This is a genomic window from Borreliella bissettiae DN127 (assembly GCF_000222305.1).
In the GTDB taxonomy this organism is placed as follows: Bacteria; Spirochaetota; Spirochaetia; order Borreliales; family Borreliaceae; genus Borreliella; species Borreliella carolinensis.
Genome location: NC_015919.1, coordinates 20,525 through 40,628 on the forward strand (window position 1 = coordinate 20,525; position 20,104 = coordinate 40,628).

Sequence of the window (20,104 nt, forward strand, 5' to 3'; positions counted from 1 at the left end):
AACCTTAGAATTGAAGATATTTCAAGCAAGTTGTTTTTAGAAAGAAAGTTATTTTTTACATCAATTTTGAATAGACGTGATTGAATTCGATGCAATTTTAGTAAATTTTTAGAAAAATTCACTAAAATTGCCTAATTTGCCTGTTTAAAGGCATTTTTACAATTTGTCTATTTAAATGTATTTCAAGGAGAGGGAAATATGAGAATTGCCTGTGTAATTTTTTTTTTAATGTGTTTTTTAGGTTGTAGTTCTTTTAAGAAATTAAATAATAAAAGGGTATTGTCCAAAAATAAGCGGAAAGCCTCAGATTATAACAGAGAGTATTATCAAAAAAACAGAGAAAAACTTAAATTAAGAGCCAGAGAGCGATATCGTAGAAACAAAAAAGCTTAAATTAACCAGAAGGAATTAAACGTATTAAGTGTATTAAGCTTGTTAAACTTATTAAAAATTTTAAAGTAATTTTAATGTTAAGCAATATATTTAAATTGAATGGCGAATTTATGCAAAAGATGTATGTTTCTTGGTTATTTAAAGTAATTTTGTACTTTTGAGATAAATTAAAATTCCTCCTAAATTTAGATTAGGAGAATATACATGAAGAGATATATTTATGTATATATATTTGCGGTAATAGCAAGTTCTTGTTATTTAAATGATTTTTCTAATATGAAACAAAATAACTTTAATAAATATGATTTAAATTTTTTGAAGCTTTCTTTATCTGAGAGAGAAAATGCTATTTTAAAAATTCAAAGAAAATTTAAAAGCCTAACTGATAAAATAAGCTCTCGGATATCTAATTATAGTGAGATTAAAGTTAGCAATTTTTTTAGCGAATCTAGCGAACAGAAAATTAATCTTTTAAGCAAAATATTAGAGATTTTAAAAGTACAGCACGGGCTAATGGAAAAAAGTAGCAGCAGCTTAAGCAGGCTTAATATGTTAAGTGGTGGTAGTTATGCCGCTTTTGATCCACAGCCAGAATTGAGGCTCTTAAATCAAAAATATTCAGATATAGATGAAAAATTAAGAGAAATATGTAGTTGCATTCTTGGTAACAGCGTTGACTTTAATAAGGTTTTAAAGGATTTGATGTATTTAAAAGAGAGCTCTTTAGCGCTAATGCAAAAATAAGTTTTTATAATAAGTTTTTTATAAATAGAGCCCAAAAATTTTGACTCTATTTATAAAAACGCATTTATTCTTCTAAAGGTTTTATTTCTGATAGGGCAAATCTTTCTGAATTGTTTGTATTCCACCCCGTCCACTTATCATTTTTAAAAAGATAATTTCCCGCAACACTGTATAATGGAATTATTGGATAATCATTTTCAATAATTATTTCTTCTATTTTTTTTAATATTTCTAATCTGAGTTTTTCATCCACTTCAAGATCAGATTTTATTATAAGCTCATCAAGTTCAGGATTTGAATATCCGTAAGATACAAAATGTGAGCTTTTAGTTTCAAATATATTAAAAAATGCCATGGGATCTAAATAATCTCCTTGCCAGGAACTTATTGAGATCTCATATTGACCTTTTAAAATGTTTGATATGTGGTTAGCCCATGTCTCATTCTCAATTTCTACATCAATATTTAAAACTTTTTTCCATTGGCTTTGAATAAAATTGGCAACTTCTTTTTCAAGGTCATTTTTATTGTATTTTAGTGTAAGCGTTGGAAAATTTTTTCCATCCGGATATCCAGCTTCGGCTAAAAGTTTTTCTGCTTTTCGTGGGTTGTATGGCTTTAGCTTTTTCCCATAATTATAGTTGTTAATATTAGGACTTATTTTCCTTGTTGCTTTAAAGTTGTTATCAAGCACCCTGTAGACTAGAGTTTCTCTATCAACCGCAAGAGCTAATGCTTCTCTTACTTTTGGATTGTTAAGAGGTTTAGCATTCGTATTTAATGAAAAAAATCCGATTTGATTAATGTCAGCTGAATAAAAATCTTCTCTTAAGATAAGCTCATTAATAAGGGTTAAGGGAATGCTGTTAAAAATAGCATCTATTTCATTGTGCTCGTACATGCTGTAAATTCTGCGGGCGTCGTTTATAGTAACAAATATAAGCTCATTAATAGCAACGTTTTTAGCATCGTAAAATTTTATATTCTTTTCAAGAGATATTTCTTCGTTTAAAATGCTTCTTTTTAGCTTAAAGGGTCCGTTTGTAACCATGTTTTCTGCGTCTGTCCATTTATTTCCAAACTTTTTAACAACGTGAGTAGGAATGGGCATGAATATCGGGTGTGTAAGCATGTCAAGAAAATATGTTGTTGGGCGAGAGAGAGTTATTTCTAAGGTTTGATCATTAATCACCTTTATTCCAACTTCATCTACATTTAATTTTGTTTCATGAAATTCTTTTGCATTTTTTATCTTTGATATTAGTATGCTAACATTTGGCACATCAATCTCATTTTCTAAGGCCATTATGTAGGAATCTCTAATTGTACTTGCCGTTATTTTAACCCCGTCACTCCAATAAATGTCGTCTCTTAGGTGGAATGTGTAGCAAGTGTTGTCGTAAGAAATGTCCCAATTTTTTGCAAGTCCTGGCCTGTAACCACCCGTTTTGGGGTCCCCCCTTAAAAGCCCGACAAATAGTTCGTTTACAATTAAATTACCGATTTTATCGCTGCAAAAGTGTGGATCAAGTGATGTTGGTTTGTTTCCAATTCCAACGCCAAAGATAATATCATCTTTTTGTTTAGAAATTGTGCACGATATTGCAGCAGCAATGCCTAGTGTTAAAAGTAACCTTTTTTTTATTAACATATCCTTTGTATACCTCCTTTGTGTATTTTTAATAATTAATAGCAAATTATATTGCAATATAATTTTTTAAAATATTTTATGTCTTTGTTTGACGTTTTAAGGCTTTTTTTATTTTTTGGTTATTTGCTAAATAAATGGTTTTTATTCAAAGGATTCAAAGGAAATTTAAAGAAAAAGACCAAAAAAAAGACACATTATTTTTCCACCCTGTGGACACTTTTTCTTTAAAACTACAAATAGGGTCTTCAAGACCCTATTTGTAGTTTTAAAGAAGTTTTCAATGAATTGTTGATTTATAACAATAAGACAAATATATATCTCTCTTTATTTTTTTTCAAATAATTCAAATAAAATTAAACCTTTATTTGCATGTCTTGAGAATGCTAGAAAATGAACTATAATGACGACTTATTTTATCGGAGGTTGTGATGCAAAGGATAAGTATTTTATTAATGATATTTGCGGTGTTTTCTTGTAAGCAGTTTGGCGATGTTAAGTCGCTTACAGAAATTTATTCTGGAGATGACACTCCTCTTGTTGTTGGCAATGTAGCTAAGGAGCTGATTCCTGAAGAGAATTCTTTAACTCCTGAAGAAGCTGAAAAGTTAGAGACTTTAAAAGTATTTTTAAAAGATGCAATGGGTGCTAATGGTAGAGAAGATACTTTAAAAGCTGAATACGAGAAATCTTATAAAGAATTTTTTGATTGGCTTTCTAAGGATGTTAACAGACAAAAAGAGTTTATAAGTTATTTTGATAATATTTGCGGGATTGTATCTAAAGCAGTAGATGCAAGTAAAAAGCAAAGACCCACCGAGCAGCAATCCTTGGGCTTTAAAGAATATGTTTGTTACAAGATTAAAAATAGCAAAGGCGAGGCTTTAAGTTTATTTTTTCAAAAGGTAGCTGATGCGTTTGGTGTTGATGAGTACAAAAAAGAAAGTGATGAGAGCGTTCAAAAGCCTGAGAAATGCAATGAAGAGATTTTTAAAGTAATCAAAAGGGTATTTACCCAAAGTGATAACAACAACGAATTGAAAAATTTGGCAAATTTTGGAAATGTTTAAAGATGTAAAATGCGATTTCTTTATAAAAACAGGTTCCGATGGAACCTGTTTTTATATTTTTAAAAAGACTTTTAAGTTATGACCTTTAAGTATCTTTTTAAGGATATATCTTTATTAGGGTATGAGTGAGAACAATAATGCAAAGAGTAATTTTCAAAATTTCAAATTTAATAATATTGAATTTGTCGAAGAATTATCAACTCAAATTATTAATTCTGCCTTAGAAGTAGAGACTAATTTAAATAAAATTTTAAATACAAAGGATTCACAAGATGCTCATTTAAGGGTTCAAAAATCAAAATCAAAACTTATTTCTGTGATCAATCTGGCCAAAAGGCTAAACAATCACCTACTTTTAGAATTTGATAAAATTTCTGATTTTGATATTCCTGTAACATTTAGGATTGTTGACAAGATTTTAAAAGTATTTTATTGGACGGTAGTCAATTTTGATTCTCATACAGTAAGTGAAATTGACTCAGTGGGGTTAAAAGAGATTGATTTTTTACATGAAGATGAAGAAGGAATAAAATCAGCTGAAGAGGAGATTAGTAGCATTGAAAATTTAAAGAAAAGAGAATTTCTTTCTGGGCTACTTTTAGTTATTAAATTCACATTTCAAGCAGACAAAGCCTTAATAAAGGCAATAAGAGCATCCCTTTTGGCGGCATCTTTTATTGCTCAAAGGGGAATAGAAGGCAAGCAGGGTTTATTTTTTTATATTTAGTTGAATGCAATTGGATTTTCTGCATTTCAATATTAAAAGGTAGAGAAACAGCTCTCTACCTTTTTAATATTTATTGGGATTGGATAAAGTATTAATTTAATTTTCTTTTTAATATTATTTTATAATTTATATCTTTTAACAATGCGAGTAAAAATAAGCAGAATATTTTGCAAGTTTTACTTATATTCTTTAATTAATATTAGCATAAATCCTATAAAACGTATTAGTTTTTTTCTAAAATTTTAAACGAATTTTAATATTTACATTAATGTTTACATTTTGCATATCAGTATTGTTTGATAATTAATATTAAATAATAATAATTTGCATAAAAAACTGTTTTTGATATAATAATGTATAATGATATTTAAAAAAATAATTAACGAATTTAAAATGGAAATAAAAAACAATAAATCCCAAATTAATCCTATTGATGTTTATAGGTATTCAATTTTTTTTAGAAATTACATAGAAAGTACAGCAGAAGATGCACTCAAGAATGGAGTTAATTTAAGCTTGCTTGAAACGTCTTGTTTGAAAGAAAGCAGTAGTTCTCTTTTTGGCTTAAAGTTAGAGTTAAAAGAAGCTCTTCTTGAAGCAATGATAAGCTATAGATTTAATGGAGCAGGTTATATTTTAGTAAAACCCAAAAGCGAAGATGAAGATTTAAGCAAAAAGGTTAACAGCGAATTACCCACAGGTTTTAAATATTTGGATTTTCAAAAAATTATTAACAAAAGAGATTCTAGCTACATAGAGTACCTTTCTAATTCAAAAGACCCGGACGGTTTTGAGAAGGCAAGAGTTGTAAAAATAGATAAAAGCAGAGTAATAGTTTATGAAAATTATGATTATGTTTTAGGTACGCAAGAACCCGCTTACACGCAAAGTTTGCTGCTTAACATTTGTCTTTTGGAGCAAATTTATTTTGAAATAGAAAAAAGAATAAGAAATTATAATTTTTTGTTTTACAAAGACGAACATTTGGTAGAACTTATTGAATCTTTAGAGCTTGCAAAAGAAGAAATTAACGCTTTAGCAAACAGTAAAGGCAAAATATTTTCCACCTTTTTTAAAGCTCAACAGCCAAACAAAAGTTTTCAAGAATTAAGTGGTGCTTCTGAACAGCTTAGCAGAGAACTTAGTAAGATTAAAAGCGCTTTAAACAATGATGGAATTTTTTATACAGCATCAGAGAATGCGCGTCTAGAGGTAATAAAATATGATTTAGAGTTTTTAAAAGACGCATTTGAACTTGTTAAAGCAAAAATTGGTGCTGATACTAAAGAGCCTTTAACTAGAAGTTTTAATGAGCAAGTCAAGGGGCTTGGTAGCAGCGGCAAGGGAGACAAAAGCAATTATTATGATTATTTAAAAGGCGTTCAAGAATCTGTTGCTAATGCGTGCAATCTCAAGCTTAACAAATATTACAGGCTAAATATGAAGTTTAATGAGCTTGAAGCTTTAAGTTATGAGCAAAGACTTCAAAAAGACAATTTGCTTCTTGATGTTTATTTTAAATATTTAAAGCTAATTGAAAATGAAAATCTAAGTGACAAGGCAAAAGAAAATTTAAAAGAGCAATTAAGTTTGGTTATTTAAAAGGAGTAATTATGGAAATAATGGCATCAAGTGCAGACAAAAACAGCCAAGAAGATTTAAAAGAGCTCGGAGTCAAAAGCAATGAAGTTTTAAGCGATGTGCTTTTTAAAGAGTTCTTGGAATATAAAAATCTCAAAAGTGCAAGCAGCAACCTAGCCGGCAATTCTTTTCACAATGATTTAAGAGAATCTGTTGAGATAAATAAACTTGCAAATGATAATTTAAGTTTTGAGTATAATACAGAAAATCTTTTAGCAAAAGGGTATTCTTTTAAAGAGGTTGTAAAAGGACAAGCCGAAGAGCTTATTAGAAAGTATGTAAAATCAGCTCAAATATTTGCGGTAGCTGGAACTTGTCCCCTTGAAGAGATTGACTCATCTTCTCGTGCAATATTAATAAGGCTTGCAAAGACCAACATTGATCAGAATAAGAATTCAGAAAATTCATACAAAGTTATAAATTTTCAAAGAATAAACTTAGATCAAAAAAATAATTTAAGAGCCGGGAATGCTTTTTTAAACACGCATCATGATTTAAGAGAAGCAATGCTTAATGAGTGGGAAGAGGTTAAGAATGAATTTTATTTTAATAAAAAATCATTGGCTTAAATTAGCTTTAGTTAGCTTAAATTTGTTTGAATTTTTGTAATTTAAGCTTGTAATGAAAAATTTAAATGAGAATTAAATGAAAAATTAATTTAAAAAAGGAGATTATTAATGAGTGATTCAATTGATTTTCAAAAAGAGATAGAAAAACTAAAAGCATCAAAAGTAGAACTTGAAAGTCAGCTTGAAAGTTTAAAGAAAAATCAGGTTCAAAAAATTGTTTTAGACAAACTTCAAAGCGTTACTGCTGGCAGTTACCCGGTGTTTGAGAGCAGTTCTAAATTTCAAGAAGAAGGGTTTTATTTTTCTCAAAAAGGCGGACTTAAAAGCTCTTCTGCTGATAAGTTTGAAAATTACCAAGCTTTAGATTTTTGCTACAAATGTGGGGTTAAGCTGATTGTTAATGGCTCGCACCTGCAAATAGCAAGAGGCGGCGGTAATGATCTTTACGGGGTTTGTGTGGACTTTGACGATTTTTCAAAAACTGGTACGGTTGTTCCGATTACTTGTAGTTTTGAATGTGTTTTGATTACCAAAGACAAAACTATTAAAGCAGAAGACAAATTAATAATAAACAGCGAAGGGGTTTTAGAAAAATCTAGTAAGAATGCATCAATTATTCACGCTTTAGCATTAGGCCCCTCTTTAGAATTTAAAGACAGAAGAGATGTTTACGGGGTTAGGGTTCTTTTTTTGGTTAAGCAAATAAAAGATGCAATTTAAATGGGAGAATTTAAAATAGGAGAATTTGAAATGGATGAGAACATATTAAATAACGACGAGTATATAAACACAGTAAGGGATGTTTTGGTTAAAGAATGCCCAATCCCGGAATATTATCATTTTCTAGATTCACAGCAAATACAAAGTAGTAATATTTCTCTTGGAAGCGACAGAATTATTAAGTGGTATTCTAATTTAACAGACGTTCCTACATTAAAGGTTAATGATTTTAACACAGTCTCAACAATAAAATTTCAAAGACAAATAGTAAAAATTAATTATTTGCCTTTTCAGTATGCATTTACGTACTACGCGCCAGATGGAAAAGTTAGCGTAGAGGCAAGCACAAATATTAATATGAGAGAAGGACTCTTGGGAGCAATAATTGAGATACAAAAGTTAATGAGTGCGCACTATTTAAGGGGCGGGCTTACACTCTCAAGAGGCAGCAAAAGAACTCTTCTTGTTGATGAGTCTAACAATGAAACTATGTACGGACTTTTGAATCTTCCAAACCAAATAGACAAAACAGTTAAACAGACAAACATATTAGATCAAATAAAATCAATAAATGATGAACTTTCAAAGATTAATTTAGAAGATGAAAGAAAGGTGCCTTTTAAAATACTTACAACTAGCAAAATCAAGGGCCTTCTTCTTGAAAGGCTTCCAAACAACAATTATTCATACAAAGACATGCTTTTTGATTTTATAAGCGCAATTAATAATGATGCAGATATTGAGCTTGAGACTACAAATTTACTAGACGATGAAATTTTAATATATCCAAGAAGTAGCAAACTGCTGCTTTTAAAAGACGGGCATCAGCCAATATTAAATTCATACACAGAAGTTTCAAGTAGTAATTTTAGAACAAGTTTTCTTGACTTTTCTATTGGAACAATTTTGGCAACAAAAAATTCAATCCTTAGAATAAAATTGAGCTAAAAAATGAATGACAGCAAAGTAGATACCAATCAGGCTTTAAGTGAAAATTTAAAAACTCTAAAGAGTAATAATTTAGAATCACTTCAAACGGTTTATGAGCAAATACTTAGTCTTTTAATGCTTGATTTTAAAGATCTAAGCATTAAAGAATTTTCTTTGTATTTAAATTTACTTGAGAATATTTTAATTCATAAGAGAATAAGAATTAAAAATTTAAATGATTCTACAATGTTTGTTTTGATTTATTATTTTATTGGTTGTGAGCTAAAAAAACGAAACAGATTAAAAGGTTTTAGTTTAAATAACATCAAGTCCGAAAAATTTAAAGAGATATCATTAGAATATTTCCCCACAAATCTTGATTCCAGCGGGTGTGGGGGTGATTTTTGCAAATGTTTGGATAGTTTAATAAAAGATTTAGGAGCAAAAAGCGCTCTAATAGGAGTGGTTAAATGAAGTCTTTAGAGATGATTAATACAGGTTTAAGTAATATTATAGGCATATATTCACAAGAACTTTTTTTCTGTAAATTTAGAATAATCAAAGATCCACTAAGTGCATCTTATGAGTCTATATTTAAAAGTTCTGATACTGTTGTTTTTAAAGGAATGTTTTTGTTAATAAATCCAGAAGAGGTGGTTGAGATTGAAGGCGTAAATATTTTTGATAAAAATATTTACGCCAAGGTGTATACTCTTGATAATTTGGAATTTGAGTACGGAGATTTGGTTAAGATTTTTGACGATGTTTATTCAATATTGGGGGTGCTAAAGAGCTACAAAGAAGGTCTAAATTACAATACTCTGGTTTTAAGGAGCTCTTGTTGAGTGTAAAAATTAAATTTAAAAACATTTCTTTTAATGCAGAAAATAGTGTTAATATCAAATCTGAAGAACTTAAAAGAGAGCTTGATTTCAAACTAGCAAAAGCCTTTTACAAAGAGTTTTATTCTAATATTTTTTCAAACAAAGGAATAAAAACAGCTTTTAGAAAATCTATTCAAAAAGGGCTTGTTGAAATAAAAGATCAGTTTAAGGTTTTTTATAAAAATTATTCACTTAGCAGGCAAATAGACCCAAGCTTAAAAAAGGACAATCATGATTGTAGGACTAAATGAATCTGTACAGTTTTTAATAAAAATACTTACAAACTTTAAAAAATATTTGGATCTTAAAGAAATAGAATTAGAAATCTTAAATACCTATAATCACCCATATTTGGAAAAGTTTGCTACAAATACTAGTAATTTACTTGTATTAAAAAGTGAGTCTTTCGAGGGGCTTACGCCCAGAAATTTGGGGGGTAGAAATTCTTTTAAAGAGTTTAATGAGTTTAGATTAAGGTTTTCGCTTTATTTTTTAAGTTTTATTTTACTTAAAGCTTACAGAGATTCTTATGAGAACATTTGCAAAGTGTATGAACACTTTTTAGAATTTTTACACGAGAATAGATTTAGGTTTGAGTTTACAAAAGAGCTTGAGAGTGGTTCTTGTTTGCTTTTAACTTATTATCTGTGCTCGATTAGCAATTTGAATAATGATGGGCTTCTTGGCGTTTCTAATATGCATGCCAATATGTGTTTTAGTTTTAATCAGATTTTTATTGCAAATATACAGGTTTTAAAACAAGAGAGATAAATTCTTTGAAAAAGATTAAAAGAAATTAAAAGAAATTAAAAGAAATTGAAAAAATAAAAATAAAAATAAAAATAAAAATAAATAAAAATTAAAAAAAGAAATTTAAAAAGGAGGATAAATGCCAAAAGATACAATAAGCATTAGTTTGGTGCAAAACAGATTAGCTTTCAACAACATTAATTATTACAGTCCGCTTTTAATTTATAAAAGCAATGTTTTAGCAAGCAAACACTTGGCATTAAGTATTACAAATTTAGAAGATCTGCTTGAAAAGCTTGAGATTCAAAAGACCCAAGAGTCTGACTCTTCTAAGAAAAAAATAGCAGAAGAGCAAATAGGCGCTTTAAAAAAATCAATGGGTGATTTTTTTGGGCAAGAAGGACTTAAGTCTGTTGATTTTTATGTTTACAACCAGATTAAAGAGATTAAAGATTTTTTAAAATCCAATTTACATCCGTTTGTAGTTTTTGTAAATCAATCAGAAGATACTATTAGTAGTGATTTTGAAGAGATTAGAAAAATTTGCAATTTTATTGTAATTTCTGCCAAAGATGGCAACTTACCAAATTTTTTAAAAGGCAAAGACAAAAGCGAGCTTAAAAATGTTATTGCTGTTTACGCCGGCAATCAAAATTTGCACCTTAAGTTTACATCAGTTTATTTGCATCAAGCAAGCATTTTTCACGCTGTTAATCCTTATGGTATGATTTTAAACTCTGTTCCTGTTTATGATGACTTTTTAATTGACTCGCTTAGAAAATCCAATATTAATTTTTACTCTCTTTTGAATGAAACCGGCAATGACGGCATTTTAGCTTTCAAAGAAGGAGTTAGTCTCTCAGGCGACCCGATTGATGAAGCTTTTACGCTTTTTTACATTAAAAATGAAGCAATAAAAGAGCTTATTAGGATTTGGAATAAAAACAATAGAGCTAACAGCAAGCTTGGTGCTTTAAATTTGGACGGCAATTTGCCAAACGAATACACAGCAGGGCTTGAATGTTTTTTCCACGAACTTAAACAAAAGGGCCTTATTGTCTCTTATAAACAGATTAAACTTAAAGTCAACTCTTCTGAAGGCTTAAGCTTAAGCTTAGAAGTTGCACTTAAGTACAATGACAGTTTTAATAGTGTTAATTTAGTAATAACAACACAAGAGATAAACGAATATTTAAGGAGAGTATCATAATGAGAGAATATTATTCACTGGATTTAATATTTTTTAGCTTTAATGACAATTTAATAGACACAGGCACTCTTGAGTACAGCACAGAGCCTAATGTAATGGCCAAAGCAAGCACAGAAGACAGAAATTTTCCAATTCCAAGCTTTAGAGATCCAAGAACCGTTGTTCATATTTTTGATTTAGAAGTAAGCAAAGGGTCTCTTGATTACAAGCTTTTAACAAAGCTAAGCAATGAGCAATTTTACGAGAATGTGCCAAAATCTAAAAAATTAAAAAGATTGGTTTTTAACGATCAAATGGGACTTAAAATTATTTCAAATAGCGCCTTTTTTGCAGAAATTCCAACTAGAAAGTATTCAGCTGATAATGATACTGTTAAGTTTACAATTCATGCAATCAATTGTGATGTTGAGAAGGCAAGTTAAAAAGTTAAAAGCAATTTGATTGCAATTGTTGAACAATAAAAATGTTTTAAAAAAGTTTTAAAGTTTTAAAAATGTTTTAATTAAAGGATAAAAATTTAAAATGAGATACAAGTTAAAAATATTAACCAAAGCCAAAACACATACATACGTTTTAAAAGATATTCCGATGTACGAGTGGGACAGTATTTTGGGATTTGATGTTGAAAGAGATGAACTTATTAGCAAACTTAATGATCTGCGAACATTAAAAGAAATAACCAAACTAATGATCTCAAGAGGTTTTTTAGATGAATTTTACGAAATCTTAAACCAAGAGAGAAAATATTCTGAGCTTTACAAGTACGCTCTTCCCACAATTCTTTTTTCAGTTCAGCATTCATTTTTTGAAACAATAGAAGGTTTTAAAAAGCCCGGCTTAGTTTACGTTGAAAGTTTTCAAGACAAAAACGGCGACTACATTAAGTATGACTACATTGACGAGCGCTGGAGTTATGATTTTTTAATTACAAGCAAGCCTTCAGACTTAAGCTTTGAAGATTCTTTAAAGCCTGGTTTTGAGTCTTTTCAAGAAGGTGGCAATGAATAAGCAAGAGATTGCGACCAATTATTTTAAATACATAGACTATTTGACAAGAGAAGCCAATAAGTATTATTTTCCTATTGTAATGGGCATTTGTACGTACAAAGACGTTAAAAAAATGAGCTACAAAGAACTTGTAGAGGTTAACCGAGTAGCAAGCTTAAAGCTTAACAAGGAAATATACGAGAGGTTTTTGTTTTAGTAGTATGTTTTAAAGTATATTTTAAAGGTTTTTATGTACGAAGAAAACAATAATGAGAATAAATTCACAATTACATTAGAAGGTGTTCTTGACAGAAATGCCACCAAGAGTAATTTAAAAAAAGAGCTTTTAAGCCTAAAAAGGGAAAATTTTTTAAGCCAAGGGTTTGGCGGTTTGATTGGGAAAGGCAGTAAAGATTTTTTATCTTTAAGCCTTAAAAGGCCCGAGAGCCATAAAACTCTCAAAAGTGACAATTTTCAAAAATCAGCAAGTTTTAAATCTTTGAATGATTTTGGCAAAAGTAATTCTTTTAAAGATTTTAGTGGTTTGGATTTGAATTTTGACTTGAAAGACAAAAGTGGTTTGCCTGCTGGATGCTTAAATGAGAATAAAAGTAGTCTAAGCTCATATTCAAAGTCAAAAGTAGATAAATTAGATCTTGGCTCTAGCCATTATTCATATTTTAAAACTGAAAATATTAAAAGCACTTTTAAGCAGAATTTTATTAATAATTGCTTCAAAGATCAAACTAATCTACCAAAAGACTTTAGATCAAATTCCAATTTTAACAAGCCCCCTTTTAAGGATTTGCAAGAACCTTTAGGTTTGAAAAACGAAAACAGCCAGATTGTTTTTAAAAATTTGATGTCCTTTAGAGATCTTTTTAAAGGCCCAAGCCCAGTTGATTTTTTTAATATAAAAAATGGTTTTAATGATTTAAATTTGCCTTTAGAAGAATTTCAAAATTTAAAAGACAAAAAGACCAAGCTAAATCTTGAAAATTTGGTATACAAAGATAATCAAAAAGAAAGTGCAAATAAAATACTAAAAAGAAAAAGATCTTTTGAAACAGAGCTTGAGAGAAATGATTTTTTAAGAAAACTTTATATTCTTCAAAGTTCGCAAAATTCAAATCCAAATTCAAGCTCAAGCTCAAATCCAAATGATTTCTCTTTTATTGTTGAGCTTGCGCAAAACTTAAAAAACGAAGGGTACGCCAAAAATGACTTAAAAGCGATTGGCCTGGTAAGCGATTTTCTAAAGGGTGAGAATAATTTAGAAAAAGTTTTAAGTTTTAAAATGCCAACAAGTTCTTTAAAAAATTCAAAGTTTGAGCCTGAGATTTTAAATAGCAGCAAAATAATAAATGCTGCCCTTGAGCCCGGATTAGGCCCGCTTTTAGAAAAAACTTTAGAACTTTTAGAGTGGGCTAAAAATTACGATTTTACAAGCAGCGTGCTAGACCCTTTAAGAAATACTTTTTCAAATCTTGGCATTATTTTAGCACAAGCTTTTGAAAGCTTGCCTTTGGTTGAGCACATTACAAATTTGCTAAATAGTGCTAGTGAGTTTAATTCAAGAGGAATTGATGATGATTTTGGAATGCCTTAAGAAAAGAGGTTTTAAGTGATTAAAGAGCAAGCCAGTAATTTAATAAAAGAGATTGTAAATCAAATCTCAAGTTTAGCAAGCATTTCTAATTTTGTTTTACTTTTTCCAAGGCTTGATTTTAAAGGCCTTGGGTACATTCCCCAACTATTTTTTATTTTTACAAAGCATGATCTAATAGAAGAAAATCTCTCAAGCGTAAGCTCAGACCGAGCGGTAATTGACTTTACCAATACAAAAAGTGAATATGTAAATTTTAACATTACTCCAAGGCCTGAGATTATAACAATTAATAAAGGGATTTTGTCATCTATTTATGATCAAACTTTACTAAGAGCTTTAAGAGAAACTCCTTTTATGAACAGTGTTTTAGAATTTAATAGCAATTTTATAAAAATGCAATTCAGGCAAAGGTTTAATCTGGGTGTTTATTACAGCATTTACAGCCCTTCGGTAGGATTTCATGAGGTGGTAAGCATTAATTCTTTAAAGCTTAAAGACACAGTTTATCTTGAGGAGGTTGAAATTAGTTTGCAAGTAAAAATTTGCAAAACGTTTAATATTTTGACTTATAAAGGTTAAAATATTAATTAAAAACATCTAAATATTAGGAGAATATTAATGAGACAATTTAAGTTTATTTTAATATTTTTTTTATTTATTGTTTCAACAACATACGCAAGTGTGGCAAGACCATTTAATTTTAAAAAATGGAATTTCAAAAAAGACATAGATTTGGCGTATGTATTAATGCACGACATTGACAATGGGATTTTAATCAAATCTCAAGACAAAGCCGGCAGCATCAAAAGCCAAGAAATACTTGCTAAGCTTAATGCGCTGAATGCTTATTGTAATAATTTGCAAAAAATAATAAAACGGAAACTTACTTTGAGCAGATTTCAAAAAGAGGTGGAATTACCACTAATTAAGATTATTAGAAAGTATAAATATTTAACAAGAAATTATAAAAATAAAAGCTTTATTGAAAATCCGGAATATACAAAGCTTGTTGTAGAGAAAATTATTAAAAAAGCTCTTTTTCTAGAAAACTATCAATTAAGTATTAGTAGTAGGCTTAATAATGTAAAATCTCGTGAAAATTCTCGTGAAAATTTTAGAAAAAGAATATTTGATGATCAAAGCAGCTTGAAGCCTTTAAGCAAAACTAACAAATCTGTTGGCCTGAAGCTTTCAAGCTCTAAACCTTCCAAAAGATCGCAAGGTGAAAAAAAATGCAACAAAAGACGAATCTTAAACAAGTATGATCTTGGCCGTGCAGAAGGTGAGTTTTTAGCTGATCCAGACCAAAACTCAGACGAGCTAGAAAGCAGCTACCAAGATGAAAGCGAAAGCGACTACCAAGATGAAGGTGAAAGTGATTACCAAGATGAAAGCGAAAGTGAAGTTGATGCGCTTAGTGAAGATCAAAGTGAAGATGAGTTTTTTGATTCTCTTGAGGGTCAGTTTAGCTAAATTTTTAAATTAACAAGTTATTAATTTAATATTAATTTAATTAATAACTTGTTAATTTAAAAAGGGGTTTTATTTAAAAAAGATGTTAATTTTTCAATACGATTTTAAGGTTGAGTTTTACAACGCAGTTGATTCTAAAAATAGCCTTGGCGGTAGACTTGCAGGCCCAAGGCCCAAAATTGTTATTACTACTCAAAATGGTGTGCCTGATTTGAATATTTTTATTCAAAATACATATTCTGAGAATAGTTTAATAACTAGTAAAAAGTCCAAACTTCAAATTTTTAATGCGCCTTTAGATTTTTCTGATTTTAAGGCAGCAGATATTGTAAAAATTTATTATAAAAAGTTCTCAGACCAGCAAGATTACCGGTTTATTATGGCCGGATATTTAAAAGCGCCTGTTGAAAGAATTGGTGGTCTTGAGAATTTTAGCTTTGAGTTTGAATTGTATCTTTTGTCCAGAGCGACCTTTTTAGAGAGAAAATTTCAGTATAAAAATTTCAAAGGCAGCACTATTGCTGATGCAATAAAGCATGTGTTTAAGGACAAAGCAATTTTTTTTATGAATGAATTTGAAAAAACAAAAGTTATCAAAGAGAGCTTTGCTTGCAATTCGCCAAAAGGATTAATAGAATACCTAAGGCGACAAGGGTACGTTGACTCTGTTATTGTTGAGATTGGCAGTCCTGGGCAAGATGTTGATTCAAGGTTTATTTTTATGAATTTTGAACAATCTGTTTCTGGCGAGTGCAAAAGACTTGAAGATTATGGGCTTTTGTTTGTCCCGTGCCAAAGAGATTCTTTGGGGTTTAAGCCCGGTTTGAGTTTGTATCAAGCACAAGTGATGTTTACGCACAACATTAAAATTGCAGATAATCTAAGCTTTAAAGACAGACATGGAAATACCATCAACTGCAGGGTTAAAAACACCAGTGCCAGATTAAGCAGCACCAGAGAGTGCGTTTTAAATCTTGAGCTTTACTGTGAGAATAAAAAAGGAATCTATTATGCAAAATAATGATTTGTGCGTGGGGTCGGGTAGCCTGAGGGGTTCTGCTGTTGGTGCGTTAAAGCAGTTTCTTTTTGAGAATGTTTTTATTTGCAGAATAGGCGTTATTAAAAGCTTTGACTTTAAAACTCAAACGGGCGTTGTTACCATTAAAGAATACGAAGGGTTAAAGATTAGTACTTGCAGCATATCTAACTTTAATCTTGATTTAGCAGCAGAAGATGAGGTGGTTTTACTTCAAAGTAATTTTAATATTTTTCAAGAAAATGATAATAATCATTTTGATAAAAATTATTTTTACATTCTAAGTGTTCTTAATCCTAAGAACATTGGCATTAAGCTTGATCAGTTTAAATTAAGCGTGCAAGATTTTGATTCACAAAGCGAGAATATAAAATTTAAAGCTAAAAAATTGATCATTGATGTGGATAATATTGAAATTAAAGGCAACTTAAAGATTAATGGAACTAAGTTTGAAAGTCATACGCACAGTTCTGGTACGCTAACTTATGTTAATAGTAGTGGTGTGCCAACAACCACAACCGGGAAAACAGGCCCGATTTCTTGAAGAGGGTTTTTGATTTTTCTTTTGATTTTTCTTTTCTTAAGAATAACTTTGCTGTCAAAGTTTTATTGATGATTGTTTTCTGCCAATAAGATTAAGTTTCTCACTTGGTTTACAAATTCTTCTGTTGCGTCAATTATTTTGCTGATACTGTTGGTTGTTAATTTGGAGTCAGCTTTTAGCTGTTCTTTTGTGTTTTGGTATTCATTTTTTACTTTAGTAAATTTTTCGGCCAAAACTTTGTATTCTTGAGCTAGTAATTTGTTGTAAAGTTTTGGGTTTGGATGAAACTTAAAGCCCAAATCCCAGTCTATTTGGCTTGTGTTTTCTTTTTCTCCCCATTTCTTGGCAGCATCTATTACTCTTTTTATTGTGCTTGTTCCTAAGGGATCTTTAGTTTCTTCAAAAACAAGTTCACTTTTTTTTAACTCTTCGAGTAATCTATTTTTTGTTGTTTCTATGTTTGTGATAGAGCTTTCAAGCTCTTTAAATTCTTTAGATGTTTCTAAATTTTTTATTGCATTTAGTGCTTTATCTAGAGAATCTCTAACTTGATTTGCGTATTCTTTTGTTATAAGGTTGCCATTGCTGTTCAAGTGAGTGCTGTGTTTTTGGAATTGATTTTGCAGATTTTGTGTTGGGAGTGTTACACCTTTGCTTAAGGTGCTATTTTCTAAAGTGCCATTTTCTTCTTTTTGGTCAAAAATTTTGTCTTTCTCATTATTGATTTCTTCTTCTTCAATTGGGGTAAGTATTACTTCGTTGATGGTGGTTGTTGAGATTTTGAATTCTATTGTATTTGGATTTAAAGATTTTTGCATATTTTCGCTTAATTCTTGCTCTGTGGTTTCATCAGAAGCCCCGATTAACAATAATTTTTCTTGTATTTTTGCAATTTCTTCTTCTGATTTTGCTATATGTATTTCTTCCGGCCCTTCTGGCGGCACTAAGCCTTCGTTTTCAAATTCAGGTTTTAAGGAAATCTCTTGTTTTCCAGGTTCAATTTTTTCAATTTCTAAAATAGGGGGTGTTTCTTGATTTATTTGTGATTCGGGGTCCTTTTTTAAGCCAGAGTCTGATTCAAGCCGCAAGCTGTTCTTAATGATTTCTGAGATATTTTGTAATTTATATTCGTTTAAGGCCTTGTTTTTGTCATTTGTAGCCATATTTGCATTACAGCTAATAACTAGCAGCAATGGTGCAAATATTGAAATTTTTAAAGCATTTTTAAGCTTGCCTTTCAAAGCCTTACGCTCCTTTAAAACAAGAATATTGAGAAACATTATACCACATTTTTTGGATTTTGATTTTATTTTAAATATAAAATCCCCTTAATAGGGGATTTAGGGGGGTATCATAGATTTTGTATTTTTAAATTTTTATTCTTACTGTTTTGTAGAATTTAAAATTTAATAATTTGTAATTGTTGCCTTTGGGGGCATTAGTAATTTGGTGTTGAAGTGGTGGTGCTATTTTTAAATTTATAAATTTCTCTAAAATTTCAGCACCATTCTTCTTTATTTTATCTTGATACAAAAGATTTGCTTTGTACTAAGTGTACAGCATACTTTGAATTTTTCAGATTTACTAATAAAGGAGAACATCGGGTGAAAAGCGATGTTCCTTTGAATATATTAATATATTTAAATGTAGGCTTAAAATTTTTACCGTTAGCTAATAAAATATTTTAAAAATATTAAAATGATTTAATTGCTTTACTAAGACTCTTCAGCTTGTTCTTCATCATCTTCATTTTCATCTTCTTCAGAGCTGTTTTCAGCCTTTTCTTTTATTGCGGGTTTTGATTGTGAATTTTTCTTTTTTCCATTTTCATCTTTTAGCTCTTGTTCTAATTCTTTGTGCACATTGTGAAGAATAGAATCTATTAAAACTCCACGCCCAATCGCACTACAAGACATAATAAATGCTGAAAATGAAATAAATATTATTTTTCTTTTAACCATTTAATTATTCCTTTAACCTAAGCAATTTAAGTGTAATTATATATCATTAAATTATATTAATCAATTAAATATACTTTATTTTTAAAGTATAATTTAATTTTTAGATATATTCTTTTTGAATTAATAATTTTAGATTATTTATGTCTGTTAGGGTGTCTAAAATTTTAGTTAAATTTTTGTTCATTTGAAAAACTTGTTTGTGAGGTACTAGATCCAATTCTATTGTTTTGTCACTAATAGATAATTTGTTGTAATCTATTGAATGGTAATCTTTGTTGTTTTTTATTTGAAATCTATAGATAGGATTTAAGTATTTCTCACTTATCCCCTTTTGAATTGTTTCTTTAAGGTCCTTTAACAAATAATCTTTGGGTGTTTGGGTGTCGTTTGGGGGATTAAGCATGACGCTAATAATGCTGTTGTCATTTTTATTTTTAAGGGTTAAAACAAATAATAAATCTTGATCTTTGAAGAAATTATCAATATTTTCAATCTCTTTGAGATTTTTTAAAGTTGAGGTTTTTGTATTTTTTTGGTTTTTAAAGTCTAACAATTTTTTGTTTATTAAGATGCTCAAAGATTCCACTTTTCCTGCAGCGGGCAAGATTTTATCTTCTGTTTGTTGAAATTCTTTTTCTCTTTTTATGCTAAAATCAAGATCGAAAGTTTGAATCGGGTAAGCTTGTTTGTAGTATTCTTCAGTACTTGTTGGAACTTGATTTGACTCTCTTATTTCTACCGTTTGAATTGATACTACGGGGATTATTTTTATTGCGGGTTTTCGTTCTTTGTGTATTTCCTTTTTTTCAGGCACTTGTTGTTCAGGAGGTTTTTTTTCAGATGTTTGCTTTTCAGGATTTTGTTCTTTGTTTGTAAATAAATCACACGACAAGATTAAAATTTCTAGCAGTATTAAAATTACTCTTTTACTCATTTATTTCTCCTTATCCCTTTTGATTTGTTCATTATATAATAATATTAATTATTAATAAGGTGTTTTAAAGCTTATTTGATTAAATTTTTTAAAAAATAGTAGAAATTAATTTTTACAAAAAGAAGTTCTTTTTGCAAAAAGAACTTCTTTGGAGGTAGTTAAAAAGTAGTATTATTAATTGATTTTATAGACTACGCCTTGATTTTAAGTATATAGCTATTTTAAAGTATAGCTCATATTTTAAAATACGAATTTTACTTGTTTTTAAATTTAT

The 20,104-nt window shown here is 29.6% G+C and carries 24 protein-coding genes; 20 read left to right on the forward strand and 4 right to left on the reverse strand.

Translation table 11 applies throughout. The features are described 5' to 3' along the window. The first annotated feature begins 597 nt into the window (after nt 1–597). Nucleotides 598–1,137, forward strand: a complete 540-nt coding sequence (locus tag BBIDN127_RS06815; RefSeq protein ID WP_044055046.1) for a hypothetical protein — start codon at nt 598–600, stop codon at nt 1,135–1,137. Between the two features lie 64 nt (nt 1,138–1,201). On the opposite strand, the gene BBIDN127_RS06820 is transcribed toward BBIDN127_RS06815, so the two are convergent. Next, nucleotides 1,202–2,788, reverse strand: coding sequence for a peptide ABC transporter substrate-binding protein (locus tag BBIDN127_RS06820; protein WP_014023216.1), 1,587 nt, complete (start codon nt 2,786–2,788; stop codon nt 1,202–1,204). Nucleotides 2,789–3,216: 428 nt separating this feature from the next. Between BBIDN127_RS06820 and BBIDN127_RS06825 the strand changes: the two genes are divergently transcribed. From BBIDN127_RS06825 to BBIDN127_RS06915, 19 genes are all read left to right on the forward strand, one after another. Beyond that, nucleotides 3,217–3,855: a hypothetical protein gene (locus BBIDN127_RS06825; RefSeq protein ID WP_044055047.1), complete on the forward strand. Its 639-nt coding sequence runs from the start codon at nt 3,217–3,219 to the stop codon at nt 3,853–3,855. Between the two features lie 121 nt (nt 3,856–3,976). Then, nucleotides 3,977–4,582, forward strand: a complete 606-nt coding sequence (locus BBIDN127_RS06830; RefSeq protein WP_014023219.1) for a hypothetical protein — start codon at nt 3,977–3,979, stop codon at nt 4,580–4,582. Between the two features lie 360 nt (nt 4,583–4,942). Continuing rightward, nucleotides 4,943–6,184, forward strand: a complete 1,242-nt coding sequence (locus BBIDN127_RS06835; RefSeq protein WP_014023220.1) for an anti-CBASS protein Acb1 family protein — start codon at nt 4,943–4,945, stop codon at nt 6,182–6,184. An 11-nt stretch (nt 6,185–6,195) separates the two neighbouring features. Beyond that, on the forward strand, nt 6,196–6,792 hold the full coding sequence (locus tag BBIDN127_RS06840; RefSeq protein ID WP_014023221.1) for a DUF1357 family protein: 597 nt from the start codon (nt 6,196–6,198) through the stop codon (nt 6,790–6,792). Nucleotides 6,793–6,900: 108 nt separating this feature from the next. Beyond that, nucleotides 6,901–7,512: a DUF228 domain-containing protein gene (locus BBIDN127_RS06845; RefSeq protein WP_014023222.1), complete on the forward strand. Its 612-nt coding sequence runs from the start codon at nt 6,901–6,903 to the stop codon at nt 7,510–7,512. Further along, on the forward strand, nt 7,513–8,460 hold the full coding sequence (locus BBIDN127_RS06850; RefSeq protein WP_233421671.1) for a hypothetical protein: 948 nt from the start codon (nt 7,513–7,515) through the stop codon (nt 8,458–8,460). It abuts the gene before it with no gap. Between the two features lie 3 nt (nt 8,461–8,463). Beyond that, the gene (locus BBIDN127_RS06855) at nt 8,464–8,916 is read left to right on the forward strand and encodes a DUF3890 domain-containing protein (protein ID WP_014023224.1); all 453 of its coding nucleotides are present in this window, start codon (nt 8,464–8,466) and stop codon (nt 8,914–8,916) included. Then, nucleotides 8,913–9,287 carry a DUF1506 family protein gene (locus BBIDN127_RS06860; protein ID WP_014023225.1) on the forward strand — a complete coding sequence of 125 codons (375 nt, stop codon included), beginning with the start codon at nt 8,913–8,915 and terminating at the stop codon, nt 9,285–9,287. Before BBIDN127_RS06855 ends, BBIDN127_RS06860 begins: the two co-directional genes overlap by 4 nt. Next, nucleotides 9,284–9,577 (forward strand): hypothetical protein, encoded by a 294-nt coding sequence (locus BBIDN127_RS06865; protein ID WP_014023226.1) that lies wholly within the window; start codon nt 9,284–9,286, stop codon nt 9,575–9,577. The genes BBIDN127_RS06860 and BBIDN127_RS06865 overlap by 4 nt, the downstream gene beginning before the upstream one ends. Beyond that, complete coding sequence (locus BBIDN127_RS06870; protein ID WP_014023227.1) at nt 9,558–10,097, forward strand: DUF764 family protein; 540 nt, start codon at nt 9,558–9,560, stop codon at nt 10,095–10,097. Before BBIDN127_RS06865 ends, BBIDN127_RS06870 begins: the two co-directional genes overlap by 20 nt. Nucleotides 10,098–10,215: 118 nt before the next feature. Continuing rightward, nucleotides 10,216–11,286, forward strand: coding sequence for a DUF787 family protein (locus BBIDN127_RS06875; protein ID WP_014023228.1), 1,071 nt, complete (start codon nt 10,216–10,218; stop codon nt 11,284–11,286). Further along, the gene (locus BBIDN127_RS06880; protein ID WP_010257097.1) at nt 11,286–11,708 is read left to right on the forward strand and encodes a DUF1463 domain-containing protein; all 423 of its coding nucleotides are present in this window, start codon (nt 11,286–11,288) and stop codon (nt 11,706–11,708) included. The genes BBIDN127_RS06875 and BBIDN127_RS06880 overlap by 1 nt, the downstream gene beginning before the upstream one ends. A 100-nt stretch (nt 11,709–11,808) precedes the next feature. After that, on the forward strand, nt 11,809–12,294 hold the full coding sequence (locus BBIDN127_RS06885; RefSeq protein ID WP_014023229.1) for a DUF1473 family protein: 486 nt from the start codon (nt 11,809–11,811) through the stop codon (nt 12,292–12,294). Continuing rightward, the gene (locus BBIDN127_RS06890; protein ID WP_014023230.1) at nt 12,287–12,490 is read left to right on the forward strand and encodes a DUF1322 family protein; all 204 of its coding nucleotides are present in this window, start codon (nt 12,287–12,289) and stop codon (nt 12,488–12,490) included. Before BBIDN127_RS06885 ends, BBIDN127_RS06890 begins: the two co-directional genes overlap by 8 nt. A gap of 33 nt (nt 12,491–12,523) precedes the next feature. After that, the gene (locus tag BBIDN127_RS06895) at nt 12,524–13,882 is read left to right on the forward strand and encodes a hypothetical protein (protein ID WP_014023231.1); all 1,359 of its coding nucleotides are present in this window, start codon (nt 12,524–12,526) and stop codon (nt 13,880–13,882) included. 15 nt (nt 13,883–13,897) lie between these two features. Further along, entirely contained in the window at nt 13,898–14,461 is a 564-nt protein-coding gene (locus BBIDN127_RS06900) for a DUF792 family protein (RefSeq protein ID WP_014023232.1), read from the forward strand. Between the two features lie 39 nt (nt 14,462–14,500). Beyond that, nucleotides 14,501–15,355, forward strand: coding sequence for a hypothetical protein (locus BBIDN127_RS06905; protein WP_014023233.1), 855 nt, complete (start codon nt 14,501–14,503; stop codon nt 15,353–15,355). Nucleotides 15,356–15,437: 82 nt separating this feature from the next. After that, the gene (locus BBIDN127_RS06910) at nt 15,438–16,376 is read left to right on the forward strand and encodes a DUF693 family protein (protein ID WP_014023234.1); all 939 of its coding nucleotides are present in this window, start codon (nt 15,438–15,440) and stop codon (nt 16,374–16,376) included. After that, nucleotides 16,366–16,935, forward strand: a complete 570-nt coding sequence (locus BBIDN127_RS06915; protein ID WP_014023235.1) for a DUF777 family protein — start codon at nt 16,366–16,368, stop codon at nt 16,933–16,935. The genes BBIDN127_RS06910 and BBIDN127_RS06915 overlap by 11 nt, the downstream gene beginning before the upstream one ends. Before the next feature lie 62 nt (nt 16,936–16,997). Here BBIDN127_RS06915 and BBIDN127_RS06920 read toward each other — a convergent pair whose 3' ends face one another. The 3 genes from BBIDN127_RS06920 to BBIDN127_RS06930 all read right to left on the reverse strand — a co-directional run bounded on the left by BBIDN127_RS06920 (nt 16,998) and on the right by BBIDN127_RS06930 (nt 19,830). Further along, a complete protein-coding gene (locus BBIDN127_RS06920; protein WP_014023236.1) occupies nt 16,998–18,176 on the reverse strand; it encodes a hypothetical protein in 1,179 nt (392 codons plus the stop codon). A gap of 474 nt (nt 18,177–18,650) precedes the next feature. Further along, nucleotides 18,651–18,896 (reverse strand): hypothetical protein, encoded by a 246-nt coding sequence (locus BBIDN127_RS06925; RefSeq protein WP_014023238.1) that lies wholly within the window; start codon nt 18,894–18,896, stop codon nt 18,651–18,653. 100 nt (nt 18,897–18,996) lie between these two features. Further along, entirely contained in the window at nt 18,997–19,830 is an 834-nt protein-coding gene (locus tag BBIDN127_RS06930) for a hypothetical protein (RefSeq protein WP_014023239.1), read from the reverse strand. Nucleotides 19,831–20,104: the final 274 nt, after the last annotated feature.

Bases quoted from the DNA above. Each gene is read 5' to 3' on its own strand.
- BBIDN127_RS06815 (WP_044055046.1), top strand. From the start codon at position 598: ATGAAGAGATATATTTATGTATATATATTTGCGGTAATAGCAAGTTCT.
- BBIDN127_RS06820 (WP_014023216.1), bottom strand. From the start codon at position 2,788: ATGTTAATAAAAAAAAGGTTACTTTTAACACTAGGCATTGCTGCTGCA.
- BBIDN127_RS06825 (WP_044055047.1), top strand. From the start codon at position 3,217: ATGCAAAGGATAAGTATTTTATTAATGATATTTGCGGTGTTTTCTTGT.
- BBIDN127_RS06830 (WP_014023219.1), top strand. From the start codon at position 3,977: ATGAGTGAGAACAATAATGCAAAGAGTAATTTTCAAAATTTCAAATTT.
- BBIDN127_RS06835 (WP_014023220.1), top strand. From the start codon at position 4,943: ATGATATTTAAAAAAATAATTAACGAATTTAAAATGGAAATAAAAAAC.
- BBIDN127_RS06840 (WP_014023221.1), top strand. From the start codon at position 6,196: ATGGAAATAATGGCATCAAGTGCAGACAAAAACAGCCAAGAAGATTTA.
- BBIDN127_RS06845 (WP_014023222.1), top strand. From the start codon at position 6,901: ATGAGTGATTCAATTGATTTTCAAAAAGAGATAGAAAAACTAAAAGCA.
- BBIDN127_RS06850 (WP_233421671.1), top strand. From the start codon at position 7,513: ATGGGAGAATTTAAAATAGGAGAATTTGAAATGGATGAGAACATATTA.
- BBIDN127_RS06855 (WP_014023224.1), top strand. From the start codon at position 8,464: ATGAATGACAGCAAAGTAGATACCAATCAGGCTTTAAGTGAAAATTTA.
- BBIDN127_RS06860 (WP_014023225.1), top strand. From the start codon at position 8,913: ATGAAGTCTTTAGAGATGATTAATACAGGTTTAAGTAATATTATAGGC.
- BBIDN127_RS06870 (WP_014023227.1), top strand. From the start codon at position 9,558: ATGATTGTAGGACTAAATGAATCTGTACAGTTTTTAATAAAAATACTT.
- BBIDN127_RS06875 (WP_014023228.1), top strand. From the start codon at position 10,216: ATGCCAAAAGATACAATAAGCATTAGTTTGGTGCAAAACAGATTAGCT.
- BBIDN127_RS06880 (WP_010257097.1), top strand. From the start codon at position 11,286: ATGAGAGAATATTATTCACTGGATTTAATATTTTTTAGCTTTAATGAC.
- BBIDN127_RS06885 (WP_014023229.1), top strand. From the start codon at position 11,809: ATGAGATACAAGTTAAAAATATTAACCAAAGCCAAAACACATACATAC.
- BBIDN127_RS06890 (WP_014023230.1), top strand. From the start codon at position 12,287: ATGAATAAGCAAGAGATTGCGACCAATTATTTTAAATACATAGACTAT.
- BBIDN127_RS06895 (WP_014023231.1), top strand. From the start codon at position 12,524: ATGTACGAAGAAAACAATAATGAGAATAAATTCACAATTACATTAGAA.
- BBIDN127_RS06905 (WP_014023233.1), top strand. From the start codon at position 14,501: ATGAGACAATTTAAGTTTATTTTAATATTTTTTTTATTTATTGTTTCA.
- BBIDN127_RS06910 (WP_014023234.1), top strand. From the start codon at position 15,438: ATGTTAATTTTTCAATACGATTTTAAGGTTGAGTTTTACAACGCAGTT.
- BBIDN127_RS06915 (WP_014023235.1), top strand. From the start codon at position 16,366: ATGCAAAATAATGATTTGTGCGTGGGGTCGGGTAGCCTGAGGGGTTCT.
- BBIDN127_RS06925 (WP_014023238.1), bottom strand. From the start codon at position 18,896: ATGGTTAAAAGAAAAATAATATTTATTTCATTTTCAGCATTTATTATG.
- BBIDN127_RS06930 (WP_014023239.1), bottom strand. From the start codon at position 19,830: ATGAGTAAAAGAGTAATTTTAATACTGCTAGAAATTTTAATCTTGTCG.